This is a genomic window from Marinomonas pollencensis (assembly GCF_003387375.1).
GTDB lineage: Bacteria > Pseudomonadota > Gammaproteobacteria > Pseudomonadales > Marinomonadaceae > Marinomonas > Marinomonas pollencensis.
The window spans coordinates 132,650-156,503 of record NZ_QUNG01000004.1; the positions used below are offsets into that span (position 1 = coordinate 132,650).

A 23,854-nucleotide genomic window follows, 5' to 3' on the forward strand; every position below is an offset into this window, starting at 1 on the left:
ATGTACCAAACTGGACAAAGATGGAGTAGCCGCAACGAGCCTGATCTCGGCGTCGGCATGATCATTGAAAAACAAAACAAATCCTTCTTGTTGCATTTCCCTGATGCAGAAGCGGATCGTCAATACTCAAACGACCAAACCAGTCTTGTACGTCGCACCCTTACCCCTGGCGACCAATTATCCTTTAAAGATGAGACTTTCACTGTACTGGAAGTCGAAGAAATTGATGGCTTAATCGAATACCGTATCAGTGATGATGACGATTGGTTAGAGGAATCGCTAATACAGTTCCCGCGTAACGACAAAAACGAATTGGATTCGATTCTTGCCTTATCACCAGCACGCCGCATGTGGTTTGATTTACGCCGCCACACGCTTGAGCACCAAGCCGCTAATGCTGCGTCTCAAGTACGCGGTTTGATGGGCCTCAAAGCCGAGCTATTGCCCCACCAGATTTACCTCGCTCACGACATTGCAAACCGCCCACAGGCACGCGCTCTTTTGTGTGACGAAGTGGGTATGGGTAAAACCCTAGAAGCGGGTTTGATCTTGCATCAACGACTACTTAATGGCCTTTGCAAACGCGCCCTTATTCTTACTCCAACCAACCTGCAACACCAATGGTTGGTTGAAATGCTGCGTCGTTTCCATCAGCCATTTAGCCTGATTAACGATGCCGTGTATGAAGATTTCATGGACGGTGATGACAACCCATTTGAGCAGCAGCCTTTCGTGATTGCACCAATCGACTGGGCCAGCCAGCATCCTAAAGCCGCGCAACATATGCTGGATGCAGAATGGGACATGGTGATCGTCGATGAAGCTCACCACCTTGCTTGGCACCCAGAAACACCAAGTATTGGCTATCAAGTAGTTGCCCGTCTCGCCGAGAAAACCGAGTCATTATTGCTGCTTAGTGCAACGCCTGAACAAACCGGTGAGCGCGAGCATTTCTCTCGCTTACAATTGCTAGACGCCGACCGTTACCACGACTTCGAACGCTACCAAGCGCAACAACACGCCTTCAAACAAGCGGCCAGCTTAGCCGAAGCTTTGTTGCCATTAACCACTCAAGACGACACAAGCGATCATGATTGGCCTGCTGCATTTGGCAACTACCTAGGCGAAGTCAAAGCCAAAGAATGGTTCACACAACTTAACCACAGTGACTCAGAGCAGCGCGCTGAAGCGGCCAAAGAAGCCATTAGCTGGTTGATTGATCGCCATGGTACTGGGCGTGAAATGTTCCGTAACACTCGTGCGGCCGTCGGTGGTTTCCCTAATCGAGCATTGCACAGCTACCCGCTTGAGAATAACGAGTTTTTTGCCTCTGCAACCCACCATGTTCAGCCGGAAACTGAGGTTCAAGATGGATTATGGGAAAAAGACCCTCGCTGGGTGTGGCTAAAAGAATTTCTAGAGTGTCAGGCAGATAAAGTACTGGTTATTTGTCATACCGCTGACATGGCCCAATGGCTAAATGACCAACTTACCTTTGCCGGCTTCCAAAGCGCCGACTTCCATGAGCAAATGCCATTAATCCACCGCGATCGTGCGGCCGCCTACTTTGCTGACGAAGAAGGTGCACAAATTCTCGTTTGTTCTGAAATCGGCAGTGAAGGACGTAACTTCCAATTCAGCCATCACCTAGTTATGTACGACTTACCTGAGCATCCAGATTTACTAGAGCAGCGTATTGGTCGTTTGGACCGTTTAGGGCAACGCGAAGATGTACAGATTCACGTTCCTTACCTTGCCGACAGCGTACAAGAGCGTCTTTTCCATTGGTACCACGATGCATTGAATGCATTTTGCCGTACCACAGGCGCTGGCGACAAAGTCGAAGAAGCTTTCCGCGACAGCCTGTACGCCTATTTACATGGCCAAGATGATGACGCCACCCTACTTGAAGAAGCGCATGTGTACCACGAAGCGCTTCTTAAACAAATGGAAGAAGGCCGTAACCGTCTTTTAGAAATGAGCTCTTGCCGCCCAGAACGCGCTCGTGAACTGATCTCCCAGATCAATGAGCAAGCAACCCACGGCCTGCATGATTACATTGAAGATGTCACTCATGCGTTTAACATCCATGCAGAATGCATGAATGACAACCCAGAGCAAAGCGCTTGGTTTATTCGCCCATCTACTGACATGATGCTTGAGGCCTTACCTGGGATCGAAGAAGAAGGCAAAATGCTGATGCTAGACCGCCGTCAAGCCAGCCAGCGTGAAGACGTTGCTTTCGCCACTTGGGAGCACCCTTTGATCACCATGCTGATGGACGAAGTTCAAGGTTTTGACTCCGGCAGGCTTACCTCGGCGATTCTGCCGATTGCGGCACTTCCTGAAGGCACAGTCTTGGTTGAAAGTATGTTTGTTATCGAGGCTACCGCTCACCCTAGATTGAAGCTTGCGCAGTCATTACCAATGACACCAATGTGGCAACTGTCGGATTCTAATGGCAAGTTCTTGCATCAGCAATTTACCGCGGACAAGTGGGCTGAAAAACTTAAAGGTGTACCAAACCGTGTTGCAGAACAATGGGTTGCAGCCTTGCGCAAAAATCTGATCGAAGTACTACAAACCCATCAGCTAAACGCTCAAGACCAAGCTCGTCCTATTGTTCAAGCGGCAAAATCGTCTTATCAGCACCGCTGTCAAAGTGAAATTGAACGTTTAAGTGAGCTTAAAACGTTTAATTCAGCCATTACTGAAGAAGACATTGAGCGCCTAGAAACGAACATGCAAGAAGGCTTAGTACGTATTGATGAGCATCAAATCCGTTTGGATGCGATTCGAATCATTCTCACCACTAAGCCGGAATAGCTATTCGTGCCAACGCCATTATCTAGACGAGCACCAGACTCTAGGCTAGAGATACTTTATGAAGACGACTGGTTTGTTGTGATCAACAAACCAGCGAATTGTTTGTCTGTGCCCGGTCGCGGTCCAGACAAGCAAGATTCTATTTTGTATCGTGCTGAGCAGCAGTTTGGTGAAGCCTTTGCCATTCATCGATTGGACGAAGCCACTTCAGGATTGATTCTGGTGGCCAAAACCCACGAATGCCAAAAGCGCATGTACGCGCACTTTCGTGAACGAGAAGTCAAAAAAGAATACCGCGCCTTGTTGCGCGGTAAACTTTTAGGTCAACGGGGAGAAATACGTAAACCGTTACGCTGCGACTGGCCGAATCGACCAAGACAAATTGTCTGCACTGACGAGTGGAGCAAAGATTCCATCACTTTTTGGCAGCCCATTGGCTACGAAGGCAACACGACTCGCGTTCGGCTCACCCCCTACACAGGACGTTCTCATCAACTTCGTGTGCACATGCAAAGCATTGGTCATTCTATCATTGGTGATGAATTCTACGATCCGGAATACACCGAAGCGGATCCTAGGTTATTGCTGCACGCCTATCGACTGGAGTTCCGTCACCCTTTTACTAAGGCTTGGCTCGCTTTTGTCGCCCCCTGCCCTTTTTAGCTTATTTCTATTCTTAACAGGAAAGAGCGAATAACAGCCATTCGTTCTTTCTGCTTTTCTGTCTCACACTGTCGTGAGTTAATAACACTAGATCAATCGGCGTTTCTCTTCGAAACTGCCGCCTACCTCATCAACAACACCGATCAATCTTGCCCACAACAGGCTGAACTCCTCACTAAGGGGTCACTTCCCTGTAAAACCCTACTGGAGTATCAGCACTCAATGCGTTGCGTTTAAAGGGATTTGATAACCAGATAGCACAGATAAAGAATGCGCCTTCACTGGCTTTTGTAGGTTTTTGCCACGGCTAATTGCCACAATTTTAGATAAAGGCGACGGACGAATGTCTGTCGTTAACCCCTTTACCCTATCTATACCAATTTTAATCAAATTAAAGTGATAAGCAGCGGGAGTTATAAGGTAAGATAAGCGTACTTACATTGCGTTTGTTGCGGTTTATCAAAGCGACAGACGATCCTATAATGTAAATTAGGACAAGTTAGAACAGACCGATGTTTCCTCATTATTCTGAACACGCTCCATTACACCACTATCCCACAAGTCAAAACGACGCTTTTATTTAAAGGTGCTCATCGTTTTGCCTATGGGACAACAAGCTGACTAGCAATTTAAAAAACAGGCGTTTTATGACAGATAAGCATTTCATTTTCCAACGAATTCAGAATTATGCAGGTGAAGGGTTTGACCCCACCGCAGACGATCAGATCGCAACCATGCTGCAGTCGAAGTTTAATATTTATTTACCGCAACGAACCTCTGTTGATAAATCCCTTGAGTCTACTAGCAGTGATCACGAGATTATTGATCTCATCATTCAATACCGGGCCCTAACCGCTTAATCATGACCCCTTGTAGCCGAGAACATTCGTTTAGCAAAATACCTGATAAGACAATACAAGCTGCCCCGATATAAGCTTACGAGGAAGAGAGACCCGTTTCTTGCCATACTTGATTCGCTGCCTGATGCAATAAACTGTGCCGCCACGCCACGCTTTCTTCTTGCCGGTCGTAGCCTCCACCGATCACACAGGCAACGGGGATGCCTTGCTCAACACACTGACTGATCATGTAGTGATCCCGGGCTAACACACCGTTATCCGTGAGATTGACATAGCCTAATCGATCGTCCTTGTGCACATCGGCCCCAGCATCATAGAAAACAAAGTCAGGCCGATGTTCTGCCAACAAAGCGGGCAAGGTACGCTGTAAAATAGACAAATAGAATTCGTCTTCAGCCCCCTTGGGAATGGCGATATTGATGCCTTTTGTTTGCTTCACACTGGGGTAGTTTTCTTCGCAATGCCAAGAAATTGGTATAATGTCAGTCCGGTCTTGAAAGAAGGCTACGGTGCCATCGCCTTGGTGTACATCACAATCCAGTATCAATACTTTTTTGGCTTTGCCCGAGTTCACCAAAGCTAATGCCGCCACCGCTAAGTCATTAAAAATACAGAAGCCTGCCCCATGGGCAGGATGTGCATGGTGGGTTCCACCCGCCAGGTGGCAAGCTAAACCATGCTGCAATGCCAGCTCACTGGTTAAAATCGTACCAGAGACAGCTCGCAAAGTACGCTCAACCAGCCATTCCGACCAAGGCAAGCCAATGTCTTTGATTTCTTGAGCCGTCAACTCACCACGAATAAAGCGTTGTACATAGCCTTTGTCATGGGCTTGCATCAAAATTGACAGAGATAAGGGGCTAGGCTGATGTTCGTTTTCGGCAGTCAAAATCCCCTGTTTACGCAAGGTCTCTGCTAACAGACGAAATTTGTGCATGGGAAAACGGTGCCCCGCTGGGAACGGGATACTGTAATGAGGGTGAAACACCAAAGGCAATTTTTTACTATTTAATGCAGCAGAGGTGACAGTTGAAAGCAAATCAGGCATAGAAAAATACAGCAAAATCAGAACATTGAAGGACAATGTTAGCAGTGATTATTGACGACGCGCTACTATGACCTTACGAATCGCGGCATTAAAAGAATCTACCAAGGGAGGCGGAAACCTCTTACCACTTTCAAAATTCACTTGCTGAATCGCACGCATCGAGCTGGCCCGGTACTCACTACCAGATTTACCCCAGACAACATCAATAAACATCACTGCAAGCGCAACGATAAATGCCCCTTGAGGAATTAAAGAACCAACCAAACCATTAGGAGTGCCTGAGCCATCAAAACGCTCTTGATGCGCTTCCACCATAGCAACGGCAGCGTCCCAACCTTGGTGCTTGTTCAGCAACTTCGCCCCTACCATAGGGTGATTAAATTCTGCTTGCTGTTTGGCGTCTTCATCTTGGCTGTTTAACACCACCGCCATCCCCATATTATGCATATAGGCGGCAGCACTTAGTTGCGCTGGATCTTCTTGGGTTTGGCATTCTAGATTAATGAGTTGGCATAATTTCAAAATTCGCTCACCACGCTCTTCTGAATAACCTAATAGCCGATTCAACTTGCTGCTCAACTGACGAAAATGGTCAATGTCTTTTTGTTGAGCTTCATTGTATTGCACTTTTACCAACAGCGAGGTGGTTTTCGCACCAATGGGGGCGTCACTTAATTCGATCGCAATTTCTTCTATTAAATAACGCGCTAAGCGAGGTCGGTGCTGGTCATTTTCACAAGCATAAACACCATCTAATCCCGATTGCAGCTTTGCTAAAATTAGGCGTTCAGCACCGTGATACTGATACAGCTGCTGCAACAATTCTCCCACTTGTTCCAAGACCACATTGATCAAACTCCCTAGATCATAGTGGTAAGCAATATAGCCGCCGCGCATGCCATCAACGATTTCTTCCAAACTGTGCAGTGCTGCCACTAAAGGGTCGAGAAAACACACTGAACAGTTCCCTTTCATGCTATGCAATGAACGGAATAAATTATCCAGTTTCTCGAATGAAAAACCTTCATCTTCGATATTATTAATAATGTTTTCGATTTCTTGTTGAGCGTCTTGATAGCACTCTAACAAGTCATCTTTAAGCTCTTTTTCTAGAGCGGAAAACTCTTTGCAGGCAAATTGACCCATTGTATCCATCCATTACTAAATATCGCCATTGCTTAAGGGAGGCAACAACCACTTCTCTTGACTCAACAGGTGGATAAAAGCTTGCTGTTCGCGGCAAGTATCGGATCAAAATAGTGTACCCATAGACAAGATACTTAACAAAAAACACCAGCTTTTAGACCATGCCCTTAGGGGCTGAAGCGACTTATTCGCGCCTTCCTTAAGACCAATCAATTAACCTCAAACTATTTGGTATAAACCCTATCCCATGGCTTAATCACACCATTGTAGATAAAATGTAAAACTGCGTGAAGCACCCCCAACCTTTATTAAAGCGAGAAAAACATGCCTCAATATTGGCTAATGAAATCGGAACCAGATGCGTTCTCCATCCACGACCTTAAACAGCAAGGGCCTTCGCCTTGGGATGGGGTTCGAAACTACCAAGCGCGCAACTTTATGAAAAACATGGAAGTCGGCGATCTTGTCTTCTTTTATCATTCCAGCTGCAAACCCGCAGGCATTGCCGGCATTGCTCAAGTCACTCGCCGCGCTTACCCAGATTACACGAGCTGGGATTCCAGCAGCCCATATTACGACCCAAAATCCACGAAGGAAAGCCCACGTTGGTTTATGGTGGATATCGAGCTGGTTAAAATATTACCTAGTATCATTACCTTGAGCCGTCTCAAACAGGACCCGGCATTGAGTGACATGACCTTAGTAAAGAAAGGCAGTCGCCTTTCCGTGATGCCGGTTTTGGCAAGCGAGTGGCAGCATATTCTCAACACAACGCACCAGGCTTAAACAAAATGGAAGGGGGCAAATTTCGAAGAAATCGAGGCCATGGGGTGGCTATTAGACGCTAACGCGACCTAAGCTCAAGCTTTTGCACCTGCCCTCTTTCTTAAACCACCCGCTCGCGTTAATGATAGCGGCGCTCGCGTTCTTGCAAAGAAACCTTAGTATCAAAGTAGTAGCGGGCGATAACACCAAGATAATCATTATCTTCTCCTGAACGCGCAATCACGCCAACACTCGCCAATTGACGGTATTTATCTGGTTGAAAAAAGGCTTCAATACGCCAAGCGGACTCATCGTTATAGCGCTCACGATAAGCAGAAATACGCACATCCTCGGTTAGATAATAGCTCGCCCCTAAGCGCGTACTACTGAGGTTATTAAGAGTGCTGTCGTAGCTTGTATAATTTCCTGAGAAGGTCACTTCATCCCAAAACGCATCCGCCATGACGCGACCAACGAGGCTGCGGTCGGTTTCCTTATTGTCGTCTTTCGGTTTTAGCTCCGAAACGCCTACTCCCACCCCAAGCCGACCGTATTCATTTCGAGCAAACCAGTTAGATGCCAGTTCAGATTGCGCAAAACTGTCTTTAGAACGACCTGTCATTAAATAGTTACTGTTTAACAGAACTTGAGTGGAATACACCTCATTTAATGGAATATTTAACAACACATCTAGGTTAAACAGCGCTTTGCTGTTTAATAATCCACCACCCAAACCAAGTTCGAAATTAGGCGACTCATCATTTGCCCAAGCCTGCCCATTGAAAATGGTTAAAATCATGAAAGTTGAAAGCAGATACTTCATAACGTCCCCTTGCCCAAACCACCCTATAAATGTGGCATCGCAGGGCAAATAAAGCAAAGTCATCATGGCTTGTTAACAAACTATTTCAACGTTAAAGTACGCGGAATGTCCAACAGCTCTGTGATTCAGAGTCAATCCCCAATATAATGGGTGCAAAGTCGATAAGACGAACACATTTTAGGTTTATAAGTTACATGGCAAAAAAACTTTTTATCCAAACTCACGGCTGCCAAATGAACGAATACGATTCTTCTCGTATGGCAGATTTACTCGGCGAAAGTCATGAGATGGAACTAACAGATAATGCAGATGAAGCTGACGTTTTACTGCTAAACACATGCTCTATCCGTGAAAAAGCACAAGATAAGGTGTATCACCAACTTGGCCGCTGGAAAAAGCTAAAACAGAAAAACCCAGACTTGGTCATTGGTGTGGGTGGTTGTGTGGCCAGTCAAGAAGGCGATGCTATTCGTAAACGCGCTAAGCATGTTGATATGATTTTTGGCCCACAAACTCTGCATAAACTTCCAGAAATGGTCAATGCAGCGGGCAGCCATATTCCCATCACAGACGTGACGTTTCCGGAAATCGAAAAGTTCGACCACTTACCGGCTCCTCGAGTTGAAGGCGCTGAAGCGTTTGTTTCCATTATGGAAGGTTGCAGTAAATACTGTACTTTCTGTGTCGTGCCTTACACTCGCGGTGAAGAAGTGAGCCGTCCATTTGAAAGCATCCTAGTGGAAGTCGCCCAACTGGCTGAACAAGGTGTGCGTGAGATCCATCTACTGGGTCAAAACGTCAATGCATACCGTGGTGAAAACGAAGAAGGTGACGAAACCGATCTGGCCGACATCATTCATGCTGTGGCTCAAATCGATGGCGTAGAACGCATACGCTTTACCACCTCTCACCCAGTTGAGTTCACGGACAGTTTAGTGGAAGCCTTCCGCAACGAGCCTAAATTGGTAAGCCATTTACATTTACCAGTACAAAGCGGTGCAGACAACATCCTAAGCGCGATGAAACGTGGTCATGATCGTCAATATTACATTGATAAAATTAATCGCATCAAAGAAGCGCGCCCAGGCATTAGCTTGTCCTCTGACTTTATTATCGGCTTTCCTGGTGAAACCGACGAAGATTTCATCGACACTATGAACCTGATCCAAGAAATTGGCTTCGATCATTCTTTCAGCTTCGTATACAGCCAACGCCCTGGCACACCTGCATCTAATTTAGAAGATGACACTCCGGAAGAAGTGAAAAAAGAGCGCCTTTCTATTCTACAACGTCGCATCAGCCAACAAGCCTATGATATTAGCTTGGCTATGGTTGGCGAGGTTCAACGCATTCTAATCAGTGGCTACTCTCCACGCGATCCAGGACAGCTGCAAGGCCGCACGGAAAACAACCGTATTGTCAATTTCCGCGCAACTGATCCGCAGCTAATCGGCAAGTTTGCCGATGTGGTCGTAACAGACGCTTACCCCAATTCCCTACTGGGTGAATTGATTAGCTCTGAGCTAGACACAGACTTTGTTCTTCACTAAATAAGGTTACCCTTGGATACAACACAGACAACACAACAAACCCGTCTAATGCCCGCTGAAGCGCCTGCTTTAGCGGCATTATGCGGCCAGCTTGATGAGAACATTAAGCTTATCGAAGCTCGCCTTGATGTCACTATTCGTTATCGTGGTGAGCTATTTGATATTTCAGGGGATGACGCTGAGCGTGTTGCCGCCGCCAAAACCTTGATCGAAAACCTCTATCGAGAAGCCTTGGCTGAAGCCGCCATTAGCACCGAGACTGTGCACCTTTATTTGCAGGAATCAGCGATTGAGTCGCTGACCAAAAGCAGTAAGAGACAAAGTGACCAGCTGGTTATCAAAACTCGCAAAGCTTACATCAAGCCAAAGGGTAAAAACCAACAAGGCTATGTCCGCGAAGTTCGCAAAAACGATATCAACTTTGGTATTGGGCCTGCCGGAACGGGCAAAACTTATTTGGCTGTCGCCTGTGCTGTTGAAGCGCTAGAAGCGGATCGAGTAGAACGTATCATGTTGGTTCGTCCTGCTGTTGAAGCGGGTGAAAAACTGGGTTTTTTACCAGGCGATTTATCGCAAAAAATCGACCCCTACCTACGCCCCTTGTACGATGCCCTCTATGAAATGCTTGGCTTTGAGCTAGTCGATAAGCTGATCGAGAAAAACGTCATTGAAATCGCCCCTCTTGCGTTCATGCGAGGCCGCACTCTAAACAATGCGTTTATTATTCTTGATGAAAGCCAAAACACCACACGAGAGCAAATGAAAATGTTCTTAACGCGTATTGGCTTCGGCTCGACCGCCGTGATCACTGGTGACACCTCTCAAGTCGATTTACCCCGTGGAACATCGTCAGGTTTAGCACATGCCATGCACGTATTACGCGGTGTAAACGGCATCAGTTTGACACACTTTACCGCATCCGATGTGGTTCGCCATCCTCTTGTACAGCGTATCGTGGAAGCCTATGAGCGCTTTGATGAAGAAGAGGAAGTTGAGAAAAAAGCCCGCACTGAAGCCCGCCTAAAAGCGCAAGCTGAAACTAAGAGCAATACAGAATAATGGCCCATTTAGAGTTAGATCTACAAATCGCCAGCCAAGACACGGACAACTTACCCAGCGAGGAAGATTTTTCACGCTGGGTAACCGCGGCTTTGCCCACCATTGGCGATGAATTTGAAGTGACAATTCGCCTTGTAGACGAAGCAGAAAGTCAGTCATTGAACAACGAATACCGTGGCAAAGACAAACCCACCAATGTCCTTTCTTTTCCATTTGAAGCACCAATGGATTTAGAGGTTCCCCTGCTGGGTGATTTGGTTATTTGCACTCAAGTGGTTAACCAAGAAGCAAAAGAGCAACAAAAACCGCTTTTGCACCACTGGGCACACTTAACCATTCATGGCATATTGCATTTACGTGGTTATGACCATATAAATGATGACGAAGCAGAAGAAATGGAAGCGCTAGAAGTACAACTGCTTGCTTCTCTGGCGATACCTGACCCCTATTTGATAAAAGAGTGAGTTCACAACCCCATGAGTGAAGACCGATCGAGTAACTCCAACGATCATAAATCTTGGTTTGAGCGATTAGCGCAAGCGTTTCATGACGAACCTCGTAGCCGAGAAGACATCGTCAAACTATTAGAAACGGCGGTAAAATCTGATGTTATCGACCGTGATGCCTTTACGATTGTAGAGGGTGCTTTGGAAGTGTCTGAAGTACAAGCCCGCGATATTATGATTCCACCTTCTCAGATGGTAATCATCAAATCCGAAGACGATCCAAAAACCTCGATCCGAAAAGTCATCGACTCTTCCCACTCACGCTTTCCTGTGGTGGGTGAAGAACCCGACGAAATTCTGGGTGTTTTACTCGCGAAAGATCTACTGCCTTTACTGTTCAAAGACGAAGAGATCGTACTCGATGACATTATGTCACGCCTACGCCCGGCTAACTTCATTCCTGAAAGTAAGCGCCTCAATGTCCTGTTGAATGATTTTAGAACCAAGCGCTATCACATGGCATTGGTACTTGATGAATACGGTAGTGTCTCTGGCCTAGTGACCATTGAAGATGTATTAGAACAAATTGTTGGTGAAATCGAAGACGAAACCGACCGTTTAGAAAACGACGATATTCAAAGCACGGATGACAGTAATGTTTTCCTAGTCCCTGCGCTGTGTACCATAGAGGACTTCAATGAGTTCTTTAAAGCCGATCTCAGCGAAGAAGAGTTTGACACCATTGGTGGCATTCTGGTTCAGCAATTTGGACATGTTCCTGTCCGTGGCGAAGAAATCACCTTCAACCAACTGCATTTTCACGTACTAAAATCAGATGGTCGCCGAGTAAAAACCATACAAGTTTCAACCCTTACAGAAGAAGCAATGGAATAATATGTCCGATCGCCTCCCCGACTTAACCACTCGAGCGGGGCGGAAACGCCCTTCTGCGTTAAAAAACCGTTCACCCTATATCGTTTTTATCATAGGTTTGTTAACTGGCGCGATCGGTGTAACCAGCTTTGCGCCATTTAATTTCTGGCCCAGCTACTTCGTTACTCTGATGGCTTTTGCTACGCTGATTTTATCCAGCTCAACAGCCAAATCAGCGTTTTGGCGTAGCACTTCCGTAGGCTTAGGTTTTTTTGGCGCTGGGGTATCATGGATTTTCGTCAGTATTGACACCTATGGTCAGGTCGGCGATATCGCCTCAACCCTGATCACCCTATTGTTTGTACTCGTGGTCACCCTCTTTTGGTCTTTATCTGGCTGGTTGGCTTGGCGCTTAATTCAACGTTTTAAACATATTTCCCCTGCGCTGCTGATTGCCTTCAGCCTATTGCTGGGCGAATTTGCTCGCAGCCACCTTTTCACTGGCTTTCCTTGGTTGTTACCTGGCTACGCTATTCAGGAAACTTGGCTGTATGAATTATTGCCCATTGGAGGAATCTGGCTCACCAGTGCCATTGTTGTACTCACGGCCTGTCTGATTCCGGGACGCTTATTTAGCAGCCATAACCATATTGCGCTGATTCTTGCGGTATTACTGTCTTGGTCAGCAGGCCTGTATTTGCACTACTTCCCTGAGCAGTGGGTTTCGCAAACCGGCACCCTTAAAACCACCCTAGTACAGGGCAATGTGCCTCAAGAGTTAAAATGGCAGCAAAGCACGGCCTCAAGCTCTTTAGCCTATTACGAAAAGGCCACCCGTGAACACCTAGACAGTGACTTAGTGGTATGGCCTGAAACCGCCATCACTTATTTTTACCATGAAGTTCGCCCCTTCTTAAGTCCCCTAAGAAAGCAGTTAGCCGACACCGACACCACGCTGATCACAGGTGTGCCGGATTACAACTCAAAAACCAACATCTACTACAATGCGATGTGGGCCACAGGCAACGGCTTTGGCCTTTACTACAAACGCCATCTGGTGCCATTTGGCGAATACATACCCCTCGCATCACTGGTTGGGCCTATTTTAGATATCTTTGGCATGCCGATGTCGTCTTTCTCGGCTGGAGACAGCAACCAGCCAACTTTACAAGTTGGTGAATGGGCAGCAGCGCCCTTCATTTGTTATGAGATAGTCTATCCAGAGCAAGTGCGACAGTTGGTACGTGACAGTGACTTCTTGATCACCATCAGTAACGATGCATGGTTTGGTGCTTCTATTGGACCTTGGCAACATTTGCAAATTGCCCGCTTTCGCGCCAAAGAATCTGGCCGTTATTTGATTCGAGCAACCAATACCGGAGTGTCTGCCATTATCGACCAAAATGGCGACATTATTGCTGAAGCCAAGCAGTTTGAAAGAACAACATTAACCGCCACAGTAAACACATTACGCGGCATTACCCCCTATGTACAGTGGGGCTATTGGCCAGTGATATTGCTCTTGCTGATTACTTTTGTGTTGTCTTACGGCAGTAATAAAGCATTAAGCAAGCGCCGTATCAGCGAAAAGAAAAGCCTATTAAAAAGCCGACTTTATCAATAAGTCACTCACTCTTCAGTGCAAATCCTTCTCTCTCAAATGGCCTGCACTGAAGGGTTTAGTTACTTCAATAGATGCTAATTAATGTGTCGATAACAAACCGTAGTGACACACTTCACAAGTTGCTAATGTCCCTTCTTCTGTCATGATGTTATCGTGGCCGCAAGACATACAATGATAAACCCCAGCTTTAGCTGGCTGCCCAGCCACATGACATTCTTCAAGCGGGACTGGGTTATTGTTCGCATGATTTATTAGCCATAGCAACGCGGCATCTTCTTTTTCATCCAGTTCCTCAACCAGCTCATGCCCCTCATCTAGAATAAGATGCCAATTGGCATCCACCCAGGCCTCGGTATAGCCCATTTTGTCGTGCCAGTAAGCTTTTATTAGTGACACGTCGTCCAGTAGCCAATCCTTCGCCCCTTGCAAGGTCTTACGAGCTTCAGCCACTAAATCTGTGTTGTTTTGCTCTTTTAGGTCATCTTTTTTCATTGTTTTCATAACTCCTCTTCTCTGTGCCTTCTCATTAGAGCTTCATCTCTATAAAATAGCGAATATTCTTAGACTCTGTTGGGCTCTACGCAAATTTTTAATGCAATCCTTGTCTTTTCCTTAGTTAGAGAAGCAAGTGTGTAGTGACGACCAACCTAACGCCTATTACGGGACCATAAAACATCATGCAAGAACAATATAATCCTCAGCAGGTTGAACAAGCCGCTCAATCATTTTGGGATGAAAACAAAGTATTCAAAGCCGTCGCCGATGCCAGTAAAGAAAAATTCTACTGCTTGTCTATGTTCCCTTACCCAAGCGGCCGTTTGCACATGGGTCACGTACGTAATTACACCATCGGTGATGTGATCTCTCGTTATCAGCGTATGCAAGGCAAAAACGTTTTGCAACCAATGGGTTGGGATGCTTTTGGTTTGCCAGCAGAAAACGCGGCAATCAAACACAAAACAGCACCGGCTAAGTGGACCACAGAAAACATCGCTTACATGAAAGGCCAACTTAAAGAGCTTGGCTTTGGTTATGACTGGGATCGTGAAGTCGCAACCTGCACACCTGAATACTACAAATGGGAACAGTGGTTCTTCACCCAGTTAGTCGAAAAAGGCTTAGCCTACAAAAAAACAGCGGCCGTTAACTGGTGTCCAGAAGACCAAACTGTACTGGCAAACGAGCAAGTAGAAGAAGGGGCTTGCTGGCGCTGTGGTACCACAGTAGAGAAAAAAGAAATCTCACAGTGGTTTATCCGTATCACGGATTACGCAGAAGAGCTGTTAAACGACCTTGACCAACTTGATGGCTGGCCAGAAAAAGTCAAAGCCATGCAACGTAACTGGATTGGCCGTTCTGAAGGCTTAGAATTTAGTTTTGCCGTTGAAGGTAAAGAAGAGCGCCTTTCCGTTTACACAACTCGCCCTGACACCATCATGGGTGTCACCTATGTGGCGGTCGCGACTCAGCATCCTTTAGCCCTAGAAGCGGCTGAAAACAATGCCGAGCTGGCTAACTTTGTTGCCGAAAGCAAACTCATGTCAACCACTGAAGCAGACATGGCAACGGTTGAGAAAAAAGGCATGGATACTGGCTTTAAAGCTATCCACCCTATTTCCGGCGAAATCGTCCCTGTTTTTGCCGCCAACTTTGTGTTGATGGAATACGGTTCTGGTGCGGTTATGTCGGTTCCTGCTCATGACCAACGCGACTTCGAATTTGCCAAGAAGTACAACCTAACCATCAAGCAAGTTATTCAGCCTGCTGGCGAAGAAGAAATAGACCTAGAGCAAGCGGCGTTCACCGAGAAAGGCGTATTATGCAACTCAGGTGAATTTGATGGCTTGGCATTCCAAGACGCTTTCGATGCGATTTGCAGCTGGATGGAAAACAACGGTATTGGCGAGAAAAAAGTAAACTATCGCCTACGTGACTGGGGTGTTAGCCGCCAGCGCTACTGGGGTACGCCAATTCCAACCATCAACTTAAAAGACGGTTCTGTGGTACCTGTTCCTGCGGATCAATTGCCTGTTGAACTGCCAACCGATGTCGTCATGGATGGGGTTAATTCACCAATCAAAAACAACCCTGACTTTTCGTCCATCATGTTTAACGGCGAAGAAGCAGAACGCGAAACCGACACCTTTGATACCTTTATGGAATCTTCTTGGTACTTTGCTCGCTACTGCTGCCCTGACGCTACGGATGCCATGCTGACAGAAGAAGCCAATTACTGGCTACCGGTTGACCAATACATTGGTGGTGTTGAACACGCTATCTTGCATTTGCTGTACTCACGCTTCTTCCATAAACTGCTACGCGACGCAGGCTTAGTAAACTCTGACGAACCATTCAAACGCTTGTTAACACAAGGCATGGTTAATAAAGACGGCACTAAGATGTCTAAATCCAAAGGCAACACCGTTGACCCGCAGCAAATGATTGAAAAATACGGTGCTGATACAGTCCGTTTGTTCATCATGTTTACTGCACCGCCAGAACAGTCTTTGGAGTGGAACGATGCCGGTGTCGATGGCGCATCGCGCTTCTTACGTCGGTTATGGGCGCTGTCTTACCGTCACACTAACGCAGGTGAAGTGGGTAAACTCGACATTGCCGCTCTTAATGGCGCGCAAAAATCATTACGTCGTAAGACCCACGAAACCATTCAAAAAGTTACTGATGATATTGAGCGTCGTCAAACCTTCAATACGGCCATTGCCGCTGTAATGGAGCTGTGTAATGAGATCAGTAAATTTGAAGACACTTCTCCACTTGGCTTAGCAGTGGCTCAAGAAGCACTAGAAGCCGCTACGCTATTGTTGTCTCCTATCGTGCCACACATCGCTCACCAACTATGGGCTGACCTTGGACATACAGACCATGTTGTGGATACACCTTGGCCAATGTTAGATGAAGAGGCGCTCGTTAAAGACGAGTTGAACATCGTGGTTCAAGTGCTAGGTAAGAAACGCGCTGAATTAACCGTCTCAGCAAGTGCAGACAACAAAACGATTGAAGCGGAAGCATTAGCTCACCCCAATGTAGCCAAATTCTTGGAAGGTAAAACGGTCCGTAAAGTCATCGTTGTGCCCGGCCGTTTGGTTAACATTGTCGCCAACTAATGTGTTCAACAAGGGATGGTATTGCCATCCCTTTTCATTCTTGCCAAATAAGAGACCATGGCCATGCTAGCATTCTTTAACAATACTACCCGCTCTCTTTTTCTTGCTTTTATCGCGCTAAGTGTAACCGCTTGCGGCTTTCAGTTACGCGGGCAAGCCGAGATACCACAAGCTCTGAAAACCATTACGCTCACCTCTGAAGCAAAATCCAATACTTTTAACACTTCTTTGCGCATCGCCCTAACCCGTGCTGGCATTACTGTGGTTGACGCTAAAGATGCGGCGGATGATGTATTAGAGCTAAAAGTAAACGCCATAACGACGGCGGATACTGTGTTAGCGCGTAACTCGTCTAATGACATCACGCAAATCGAACGTCGCATGCGCACCAGCTACTTCATTCGTCAAGATGATGGTAAATCGTTATACGGCCCTCGTACGGTAAGCACCAGTAAGACCCTTTCAAATCAGAATTCTGAAGAAAGCACCAAAGCCGCTTACAACAAGTCTAAAGAAGAAGAGATGAGTGAAGAGCTGGCGAACCAATTGATCTATGATTTAGGCTACGCGCCCATTAAATAAGCTCGCATACAGGCCAATTCACTGATGAAAGTAAGAGCAGATCAACTGTCTCAACAACTCAATAAAAATCTCGCTCCCTTGTATATTATTTCAGGGGACGAGGTATTATTGACCCAAGAAGCGGCCGACAGCATTCGTCGTGCCGCCCAGCAGGCAGGCATCAGTGAGCGCCTTCGTTTTGTTGCCGATGCACAATTCGATTGGCTAGATGTCATCAATGAAAACCAAAGCTTATCGCTGTTCTCAAATCAACGTCTGTTTGACATCCAGATAGACAAAATGGGCGAGAAACACACTAAAGCCCTGGCCCAACTGGCCCAGTCTCTTACCCCAGACAACACTATCTTGATCACCTTGCCCAAGATAGATGCACGCACACAAAAAGCCAAATGGTTTACCCAGCTGGAATCACAGGGGGTATTTGTTCAAATTTGGCCTATAGACACAAATCGCCTACCCGCTTGGGTACAGCAGCGCGCTCAGGCATTGGACCTGTCTTTGACTCGAGATGCCGCCAGCATTATTTGTGAACGCGGGGAAGGTAACTTATTAGCCCTCTCCCAAGAGCTTGAAAAACTCGCTTTACTACATGGCACTGGATCGAAAATAGACGCAGAAAAGGTCGCAGAATCCGTCGCGGACAGCAGCCGCTATTCCATTTATGATTTAAGTGACCGCTTGCTAATGGGAAAAACCAAAGAGGCCATGCACTGCTTAAGCCAGTTACTGGGCGAAGGGGTGGAACCTAATATTATCCTCTGGCTATTTAACCGTGAAACTCAGACCCTCGTGAGCTTATTGCAGGCCATGCGCACCGGTAGTTTACGCCAAGCCTGCCAAGCACAAAGAATCTGGGACAAGCGAATTCCTTTTTACGAAAGCGCGATGTCACGCCATAACCAAGCAACGCTACCGTACTTACAGAATTATCTTGCCTTGATGGACCAAGGTATTAAAGGGCTCGAAGGTCCAGATTTAGACATAGGCTTTCGCAATCTTGTGATGATGTTTTGTAGCTTTAAACCGGTTACGACCGAATTAGATTTGCCAGCGTATTAAACGCTGGCAGCACATACGACAAACTCATTGCGCGCCTTTGGCCCCTTTCTGTACCGCTCGCAAGCGACTGAAACTGATAATAATCGCTAACATAGTAGCCGTCGCTGCAACCCAAAGACTCACTTTCACACCTTGAGCTTCGCGTAATATAAAGCTGGACTCAGTACCATTAGACAAGCTGTATTGCGCCAAAATCACGCCCACAAACGCGCCCCCTAGACATTGGCCAAAGGTACGCATAATAGCCAAAATACCCGAAGCATAACCACTATTCTCTCGCGATACATTTGACAGCAACTCGCGGTTATTTGGACTTTGAAAACAACCAAAACCAATGCCGCATAACAAACTGCGCAAACCAATGTCCCAAATTGAAGCCTGCTCTGGCAATAGCGCCAGCAGTGCGATTCCTACAACAAAGATACATAAACCTACCGTTGACACTAAGGCCGCAGAATATCGATCAGCCAGCTTACCCGCCTGTGGAGCGGCCAAAATAATACCTAAAGGCCAAGGCGTGAAGAGCAATGCAGAGCCAAAAGCACTATAGCCATAGACGTTTTGGAAGAGGAACGGCAAGGTAATAAAGATAATGCCCTGGCTAATAAAAGAAGCCAATGAAGTTAACGCAGCTAATGAGAAGCGCGATGATGCGAAAATCTGCAATGGCAACAAAGGTTTTGGGGCGCGTTTTTGTCGCTGAAAGAACAAAATGCCAGACACCATAGACACCGCAGCGTAAAGCAAAGCTGTTAACAAGGTATCAAGGTCAATACCCACTTCGCCGGCCTGAGAAAAAGTATTGGCGGTCATAATAAGTGCACCGAGCATTATCGCAGATAAAAGTCCTCCCCAAATATCAAACGCCTCTCGTCCACTGCTTTGTTTTCCCGGAATCGCACGTTGCGTTAACAACAAAGCAACAAGGCCAAAAGGAATATTGATAATAAACAGCCACTGCCAACTTAAGGTTGATATTAAAGTACCACCAATCACTGGGGCGATGGCAGTCACACTGGCAATCAATAAGGCGTTAACTCCCAATATACGGCCCAATAGGCGGTTGGGGAAAATAGATCTGAAAATGGCTGGTGCAATACTTAACACAGCCGCTGCTCCTACCCCTTGCAATAGGCGCATACCCACCAGCATCGGCAGTGAAGACGATAAAGCACACCCCAGAGAGGCCAAAGTGAACACACTCAACCCCATAGTAAATTGCACACGGAAGCCGACTTGTTTTACAAAAGCAGCAAATATAGCCAGGGTCATTGCCGTCGATAATAAGTAGCTGTTCGATACCAGTACTGCGTCACTGGATGAAATCTGTAATGAACGCGCAATCTGCGGCAAAGCAATATTCACCATAGAACCATCGAACACCGCCATCGTTGTAGTGGTCATCACTGCCAGCATTGCCAAGCGACGCTCTCGCCCTATCAGTCCTTCGTCCCCTGGCTTGTCTGAAAATAATTCCATATATGCGATCACCCCTGTGCGTTTGGTTTTTGAGTTTCATTATCAACGCCGCAGTATAAGCCTTCGTGGAACAAGGCGGAAGCTAGGAGCCCGCTAAATCAGACTTCAAACAAACAGTTTTTTGATTTTATTAATTGTCTATAATGCGTGATAAAACAAGCCGTTGCAGAACATGCAAAATAAACACGACCGGAATAGCCAGCAGCAAACCAAGCCACCAGTAGGTGGCAAATCTTAAGCAAAGGATTCCTGCATTTCTAGTTAGAGAAAAAGCGCTCCCAGTTGGACTTCATTTATTCTTTTAGCCTGTTATCATGCGCCCTTCGCACACGACTTTTATAACTCTCTTACGTTATTAGGTAGAAAAGAATGAATGATGAAGCCATCACCTTAGAAGCACTCAATGTTTGGAATACGCCTCTATTTGTGAGTCAATTACCAGACCATGAGTTTCTAAAAGAGGCACTACTGGATCTAATCTACCAACAAAAAGCCGCTCAAAAAACGGCTATTGATAGCCTTGTCGCCCCCACAGCCAAGCATGGGATGCATGAAAGCACCTTGGATTTTCTCGACCAAGAAGACCCTACTGTGATGGAAACCAAACGAATATTAGAAGAATTAACCTTAGAAGTGGCGGCAAGCCTTAATCATTCATTCTGGCCTGAAGAGGCAACTGCCGACGCTCATATTATTGAGTCTTGGTACCACGTCACCCAAAAAGGTGGCTACCATGATGTACACTCACACCCAAATTGTTCTTGGTGTGGTATTTACTACCTAGAACCTGGAGACGCGGCAACACCAGGCAGTGGAGGATTAAACCGTTTTTACGACCCACGCATAAATGCAGAACATTACACGGACCCTGGCACAGCGTATCTCGGTGCTCAAGGGGTTTGGGACTTTACTCCCATAGAGGGTCAAGTCGTGTTTTTTCCCTCTTATTTGAAACACTCGGCCTTGCCTTATTTTGGTGACAAAGACCGAGTTGTGATTGCTTTTAACAGCATTATTGAATTGTATTAACGGCTAGGTTTCAGTCTCTGACATACCTGCTCTCATTCTTCTTGAGCGCAGGTGTAAGTCTGAACTAAACCATCTTTGCCCCAAGACTCCAATCGCACCTCGAAGCCCCACAGCCTGCGGAAATGTTTCATAACCTCAACTGTGTCTTCATTAAGAGGCCGATCTCCATCCATGATATGGCGCAGCACCAGGCTTCTGTCTTCGTTAATATTGACCTTTTGTACCTGAATATTCGGCTCACGGTAACTTAAATTGTATTGCTGAGATAATCTCTCGCGGAGTTTTTGATAGCCCTCGTCATTGTGTATTTCTTTAATTTCTACAAATGGGTCGAGCACATCATTCTCCATGCCAAAGAAACGAAATTCGCGCATTAACTTGGGGGACAAATACTGCAAAATAAAACTTTCGTCTTTGAAATTTCGCATCGCAAAATCCAATACCTCAAGCCAATTTTTCCCTACTATGTCAGGAAACCAGCGACGATCTTCTTCTGTTGGATGTTCACACATGCGTTTAATATCAGAATACATCGCAAACCCTAATGCATAAGGGTTAATACCAGAATAGTAAGGCGAATCGAAACCTGGCTGATACACGACACTGGTGTGTGATTGCAAAAATTCTAAGATAAAGCCGTCATTGACTAGCCCTTTATCGTACAAGGCGTTCATCAAGGTATAGTGCCAAAATGACGCCCACCCTTCATTCATTACTTGCGTTTGTCGCTGTGGGTAAAAGTACTGCGCCATTTTACGGACGATACGGATCAATTCCCGTTGCCAAGGACGCAGTAAAGGCGCGTGTTTTTCCAAAAAGTAGAGCAAATTTTCCTGGGGTTCAGACGGAAAAATGCGTTCTTTACGTATGCTCTCTTCGTCCTTTCCCAGCACCGGAATAGTACGCCATAAATCATTTACCTGTTGCTGCAATGCCTGCTCTCGCTCCTCTTGTCGAGAGCGCTCTTCTTCGGCTGACAAAGGCACTGGGCGTTTATAGCGATCGACACCAAAATTCATCAACGCATGACAAGAATCTAACGTCAGCTCCACTTCTTCTATGCCATATTTTTCTTCGCATTCTTGTACATACTTTTTAGCAAACACAAGGTAATCTATAATCGCACTGGCGTCGGTCCAGGTTTTGAATAGGTAGTTTCCTTTAAAAAATGAGTTGTGCCCATAACACGCATGAGAGATGACGAGCGCCTGCATCATCATGTTGTTTTCTTCCATCAGGTAGGCAATACAAGGGGATGAATTAATCACAATTTCATACGCCAACCCCATGCGGCCGCGCTTGTAATTTTGCTCCACTTCGAGAAACTGTTTGCCATACGACCAGTGATGATAGCCCAATGGCATGCCGACAGACGCATAGGCGTCCATCATCTGCTCAGAGCTAATGATCTCAATTTGGTTGGGGTAAGTATCCAAGCCAAACTCTTTGGCAATTTTGTCTATTTCTTGCTCATACTTTTGAATCAATTCAAAAGACCACTCAGGCCCTTCTGACAAATATTGACGCTTCGCTTTACTGGCCGCTTGACTCATTTTGCCTCCTTTGGAACAAGTCCCGGAAAACAGGGTAAATATCGCCAACCTCGGTGATGTGTCGCATTGAGAAATATTTAGGGTGCGCACTTTGCACCTGTTCATAGGCATACCACAAACTTTGATGCTCTCTTGGAGTAATTTCTATGTAAGTAAAGTACTGCACTTTATCGATGATATTGTCTTCTAAAATTTTACGACAAGTGGTCGAGTCATCGTCCCAGTTGTCGCCATCAGACGCCTGTGCCGTGTAGATATTCCAAGCATCTGATGGGTATCGATCGGCGATAATCTTATCCATTAAAGTCAGTGCACTGGAGACAATCGTGCCACCAGTTTCACGGGAATAAAAAAACTCTTCTTCGCTCACTTCTTTAGCGCTGGTGTGATGCCGAATAAACACCACGTCTATTTTTTCGTAATTGCGACGCAAAAATAGGTATAAAAGAATAAAAAACCGTTTAGCAATATTTTTAGTTTCTTGTGTCATTGAGCCAGACACATCCATCACGCAAAACATTACCGCTTGGCTGCTGGGTTTAGGTTCCTTTATATGGTGGTTATAACGTAAATCATACGTATCTAAAAATGGCGTTCGGTCAATCTTCTGCTTGAGCATTTCAATCTGCTCTTCGAGCGCGGTCACTTTCGCGCTGTCCCGTAACGCAAAATCCACCGCCATTAAACGAGCCATTTCGGCTTCTACTTCTTTCAGCTCACGTCTTGCACCGCCGTTCATCACCATACGTCGCGCATACGCATTGCGCATAGAGCGAACTATGTTTAACTTAGACGGTGTTCCATCACTGACAATACCCGCATGCTTTAAAGAATACTCTTTGATCTCTTTGAGTTCTTTTTTCAGCAAATTTGGCAGCGCCAAATCTTCGAAAACGTAATCAAGAAACTCCTCTTGGGATATTTGGAAGACAAAATCGTCTTCCCCCTCTCCACTATCACTGGCGTCACCGTTACCACTTCCCCCAGCCGCGCCTCCACGGGGCTTAGGAATACGATCACCGGTCGAAAACTCTTTATTACCAGGGTGTACAATAGACCCAGTTCCACCTTGACCATGGCCGAAAGTAGGCTCATGGATGTCTTTTTGAGGAATGGTTATTTTCTCACCTCGATCCAGATCTTTAATGCTACGTTCGTTTACCGCTTCCTCCACGGCCTTTCGAATATGCTCACGATAACGGCGCAAAAATCGCTGCCGATTTACACTGCTCTTATGCTTTCCGTTTAGGCGGCGGTCAATTATGTATGACATACCCACCTCCTTTCACTGATCAGACAGTACATCTTAGTCTTACGCATAAACACTACCCGCCTTTTCGCTGA

At 46.2% G+C, this 23,854-nt stretch carries 20 protein-coding genes; 13 read left to right on the forward strand and 7 right to left on the reverse strand.

Translation table 11 applies throughout. The features are described 5' to 3' along the window. The 3 genes from rapA to DFP81_RS07440 all read left to right on the forward strand — a co-directional run bounded on the left by rapA (position 1) and on the right by DFP81_RS07440 (position 4,349). Positions 1–2,826: an RNA polymerase-associated protein RapA gene (gene rapA / locus DFP81_RS07430; protein WP_115897145.1), complete on the forward strand. Its 2,826-nt coding sequence runs from the start codon at positions 1–3 to the stop codon at positions 2,824–2,826. A gap of 6 nt (positions 2,827–2,832) precedes the next feature. After that, positions 2,833–3,489 carry an RluA family pseudouridine synthase gene (locus DFP81_RS07435; RefSeq protein ID WP_115897146.1) on the forward strand — a complete coding sequence of 219 codons (657 nt, stop codon included), beginning with the start codon at positions 2,833–2,835 and terminating at the stop codon, positions 3,487–3,489. A 647-nt stretch (positions 3,490–4,136) separates the two neighbouring features. Next, positions 4,137–4,349, forward strand: coding sequence for a hypothetical protein (locus tag DFP81_RS07440; RefSeq protein ID WP_115897147.1), 213 nt, complete (start codon positions 4,137–4,139; stop codon positions 4,347–4,349). 76 nt (positions 4,350–4,425) lie between these two features. Here DFP81_RS07440 and DFP81_RS07445 read toward each other — a convergent pair whose 3' ends face one another. Both DFP81_RS07445 and DFP81_RS07450 read right to left on the reverse strand, forming a co-directional pair. After that, on the reverse strand, positions 4,426–5,397 hold the full coding sequence (locus DFP81_RS07445) for a histone deacetylase family protein (protein WP_115897148.1): 972 nt from the start codon (positions 5,395–5,397) through the stop codon (positions 4,426–4,428). A gap of 48 nt (positions 5,398–5,445) precedes the next feature. Then, positions 5,446–6,543: an HD-GYP domain-containing protein gene (locus DFP81_RS07450; RefSeq protein ID WP_115897149.1), complete on the reverse strand. Its 1,098-nt coding sequence runs from the start codon at positions 6,541–6,543 to the stop codon at positions 5,446–5,448. Between the two features lie 324 nt (positions 6,544–6,867). Between DFP81_RS07450 and DFP81_RS07455 the strand changes: the two genes are divergently transcribed. Then, positions 6,868–7,329 carry an EVE domain-containing protein gene (locus tag DFP81_RS07455; RefSeq protein WP_115897150.1) on the forward strand — a complete coding sequence of 154 codons (462 nt, stop codon included), beginning with the start codon at positions 6,868–6,870 and terminating at the stop codon, positions 7,327–7,329. 118 nt (positions 7,330–7,447) lie between these two features. Here DFP81_RS07455 and DFP81_RS07460 read toward each other — a convergent pair whose 3' ends face one another. After that, entirely contained in the window at positions 7,448–8,131 is a 684-nt protein-coding gene (locus DFP81_RS07460; protein ID WP_115897151.1) for a hypothetical protein, read from the reverse strand. Between the two features lie 194 nt (positions 8,132–8,325). Between DFP81_RS07460 and miaB the strand changes: the two genes are divergently transcribed. From miaB to lnt, 5 genes are read left to right on the forward strand one after another with little or no spacing between them, the layout of a single operon-like run. After that, complete coding sequence (gene miaB / locus DFP81_RS07465; protein WP_115897152.1) at positions 8,326–9,681, forward strand: tRNA (N6-isopentenyl adenosine(37)-C2)-methylthiotransferase MiaB; 1,356 nt, start codon at positions 8,326–8,328, stop codon at positions 9,679–9,681. Positions 9,682–9,693: 12 nt separating this feature from the next. Then, on the forward strand, positions 9,694–10,740 hold the full coding sequence (locus tag DFP81_RS07470) for a PhoH family protein (protein WP_115897153.1): 1,047 nt from the start codon (positions 9,694–9,696) through the stop codon (positions 10,738–10,740). Next, positions 10,740–11,204 (forward strand): rRNA maturation RNase YbeY, encoded by a 465-nt coding sequence (gene ybeY, locus DFP81_RS07475; protein ID WP_115897154.1) that lies wholly within the window; start codon positions 10,740–10,742, stop codon positions 11,202–11,204. Before DFP81_RS07470 ends, ybeY begins: the two co-directional genes overlap by 1 nt. A gap of 12 nt (positions 11,205–11,216) precedes the next feature. Continuing rightward, complete coding sequence (locus DFP81_RS07480) at positions 11,217–12,080, forward strand: CorC family transporter (protein ID WP_115897155.1); 864 nt, start codon at positions 11,217–11,219, stop codon at positions 12,078–12,080. 1 nt (position 12,081) lies between these two features. Next, positions 12,082–13,683 carry an apolipoprotein N-acyltransferase gene (gene lnt, locus DFP81_RS07485; RefSeq protein ID WP_115897156.1) on the forward strand — a complete coding sequence of 534 codons (1,602 nt, stop codon included), beginning with the start codon at positions 12,082–12,084 and terminating at the stop codon, positions 13,681–13,683. A 78-nt stretch (positions 13,684–13,761) separates the two neighbouring features. Here the strand turns inward: lnt and DFP81_RS07490 are convergent, their stop codons facing one another. After that, positions 13,762–14,184: a hypothetical protein gene (locus DFP81_RS07490; protein ID WP_245959112.1), complete on the reverse strand. Its 423-nt coding sequence runs from the start codon at positions 14,182–14,184 to the stop codon at positions 13,762–13,764. Positions 14,185–14,360: 176 nt separating this feature from the next. Here DFP81_RS07490 and leuS point away from each other — a divergent pair, with 176 nt between their 5' ends. From leuS to holA, 3 genes are all read left to right on the forward strand, one after another. Beyond that, the gene (gene leuS / locus DFP81_RS07495) at positions 14,361–16,808 is read left to right on the forward strand and encodes a leucine--tRNA ligase (RefSeq protein ID WP_115897157.1); all 2,448 of its coding nucleotides are present in this window, start codon (positions 14,361–14,363) and stop codon (positions 16,806–16,808) included. Positions 16,809–16,871: 63 nt separating this feature from the next. After that, positions 16,872–17,390 (forward strand): LPS-assembly lipoprotein LptE, encoded by a 519-nt coding sequence (locus tag DFP81_RS07500; RefSeq protein ID WP_115897323.1) that lies wholly within the window; start codon positions 16,872–16,874, stop codon positions 17,388–17,390. A 24-nt stretch (positions 17,391–17,414) separates the two neighbouring features. Continuing rightward, complete coding sequence (gene holA / locus DFP81_RS07505) at positions 17,415–18,449, forward strand: DNA polymerase III subunit delta (protein ID WP_115897158.1); 1,035 nt, start codon at positions 17,415–17,417, stop codon at positions 18,447–18,449. Positions 18,450–18,473: 24 nt separating this feature from the next. On the opposite strand, the gene DFP81_RS07510 is transcribed toward holA, so the two are convergent. Next, positions 18,474–19,928, reverse strand: coding sequence for an MFS transporter (locus tag DFP81_RS07510; RefSeq protein ID WP_115897159.1), 1,455 nt, complete (start codon positions 19,926–19,928; stop codon positions 18,474–18,476). 369 nt (positions 19,929–20,297) lie between these two features. Here DFP81_RS07510 and DFP81_RS07515 point away from each other — a divergent pair, with 369 nt between their 5' ends. Continuing rightward, positions 20,298–20,957 (forward strand): putative 2OG-Fe(II) oxygenase, encoded by a 660-nt coding sequence (locus DFP81_RS07515; protein ID WP_115897160.1) that lies wholly within the window; start codon positions 20,298–20,300, stop codon positions 20,955–20,957. A gap of 32 nt (positions 20,958–20,989) precedes the next feature. On the opposite strand, the gene DFP81_RS07520 is transcribed toward DFP81_RS07515, so the two are convergent. Both DFP81_RS07520 and DFP81_RS07525 read right to left on the reverse strand, forming a co-directional pair. Then, positions 20,990–22,510 (reverse strand): SpoVR family protein, encoded by a 1,521-nt coding sequence (locus DFP81_RS07520; RefSeq protein ID WP_115897161.1) that lies wholly within the window; start codon positions 22,508–22,510, stop codon positions 20,990–20,992. Continuing rightward, positions 22,491–23,783, reverse strand: coding sequence for a YeaH/YhbH family protein (locus DFP81_RS07525; RefSeq protein ID WP_115897162.1), 1,293 nt, complete (start codon positions 23,781–23,783; stop codon positions 22,491–22,493). Before DFP81_RS07525 ends, DFP81_RS07520 begins: the two co-directional genes overlap by 20 nt. Positions 23,784–23,854: the final 71 nt, after the last annotated feature.

Excerpts from the sequence above, each read along its gene's own strand:
- DFP81_RS07510 (WP_115897159.1), bottom strand. The coding sequence starts at position 19,928 with ATGGAATTATTTTCAGACAAGCCAGGGGACGAAGGACTGATAGGGCGA.
- DFP81_RS07450 (WP_115897149.1), bottom strand. The coding sequence starts at position 6,543 with ATGGGTCAATTTGCCTGCAAAGAGTTTTCCGCTCTAGAAAAAGAGCTT.
- DFP81_RS07455 (WP_115897150.1), top strand. The coding sequence starts at position 6,868 with ATGCCTCAATATTGGCTAATGAAATCGGAACCAGATGCGTTCTCCATC.
- DFP81_RS07515 (WP_115897160.1), top strand. The coding sequence starts at position 20,298 with ATGAATGATGAAGCCATCACCTTAGAAGCACTCAATGTTTGGAATACG.
- DFP81_RS07500 (WP_115897323.1), top strand. The coding sequence starts at position 16,872 with ATGCTAGCATTCTTTAACAATACTACCCGCTCTCTTTTTCTTGCTTTT.
- DFP81_RS07490 (WP_245959112.1), bottom strand. The coding sequence starts at position 14,184 with ATGAAAACAATGAAAAAAGATGACCTAAAAGAGCAAAACAACACAGAT.
- DFP81_RS07460 (WP_115897151.1), bottom strand. The coding sequence starts at position 8,131 with ATGAAGTATCTGCTTTCAACTTTCATGATTTTAACCATTTTCAATGGG.
- DFP81_RS07520 (WP_115897161.1), bottom strand. The coding sequence starts at position 22,510 with ATGAGTCAAGCGGCCAGTAAAGCGAAGCGTCAATATTTGTCAGAAGGG.
- rapA (WP_115897145.1), top strand. The coding sequence starts at position 1 with ATGTACCAAACTGGACAAAGATGGAGTAGCCGCAACGAGCCTGATCTC.
- holA (WP_115897158.1), top strand. The coding sequence starts at position 17,415 with ATGAAAGTAAGAGCAGATCAACTGTCTCAACAACTCAATAAAAATCTC.
- ybeY (WP_115897154.1), top strand. The coding sequence starts at position 10,740 with ATGGCCCATTTAGAGTTAGATCTACAAATCGCCAGCCAAGACACGGAC.
- DFP81_RS07440 (WP_115897147.1), top strand. The coding sequence starts at position 4,137 with ATGACAGATAAGCATTTCATTTTCCAACGAATTCAGAATTATGCAGGT.
- DFP81_RS07480 (WP_115897155.1), top strand. The coding sequence starts at position 11,217 with ATGAGTGAAGACCGATCGAGTAACTCCAACGATCATAAATCTTGGTTT.
- DFP81_RS07525 (WP_115897162.1), bottom strand. The coding sequence starts at position 23,783 with ATGTCATACATAATTGACCGCCGCCTAAACGGAAAGCATAAGAGCAGT.
- miaB (WP_115897152.1), top strand. The coding sequence starts at position 8,326 with ATGGCAAAAAAACTTTTTATCCAAACTCACGGCTGCCAAATGAACGAA.
- leuS (WP_115897157.1), top strand. The coding sequence starts at position 14,361 with ATGCAAGAACAATATAATCCTCAGCAGGTTGAACAAGCCGCTCAATCA.
- lnt (WP_115897156.1), top strand. The coding sequence starts at position 12,082 with ATGTCCGATCGCCTCCCCGACTTAACCACTCGAGCGGGGCGGAAACGC.
- DFP81_RS07445 (WP_115897148.1), bottom strand. The coding sequence starts at position 5,397 with ATGCCTGATTTGCTTTCAACTGTCACCTCTGCTGCATTAAATAGTAAA.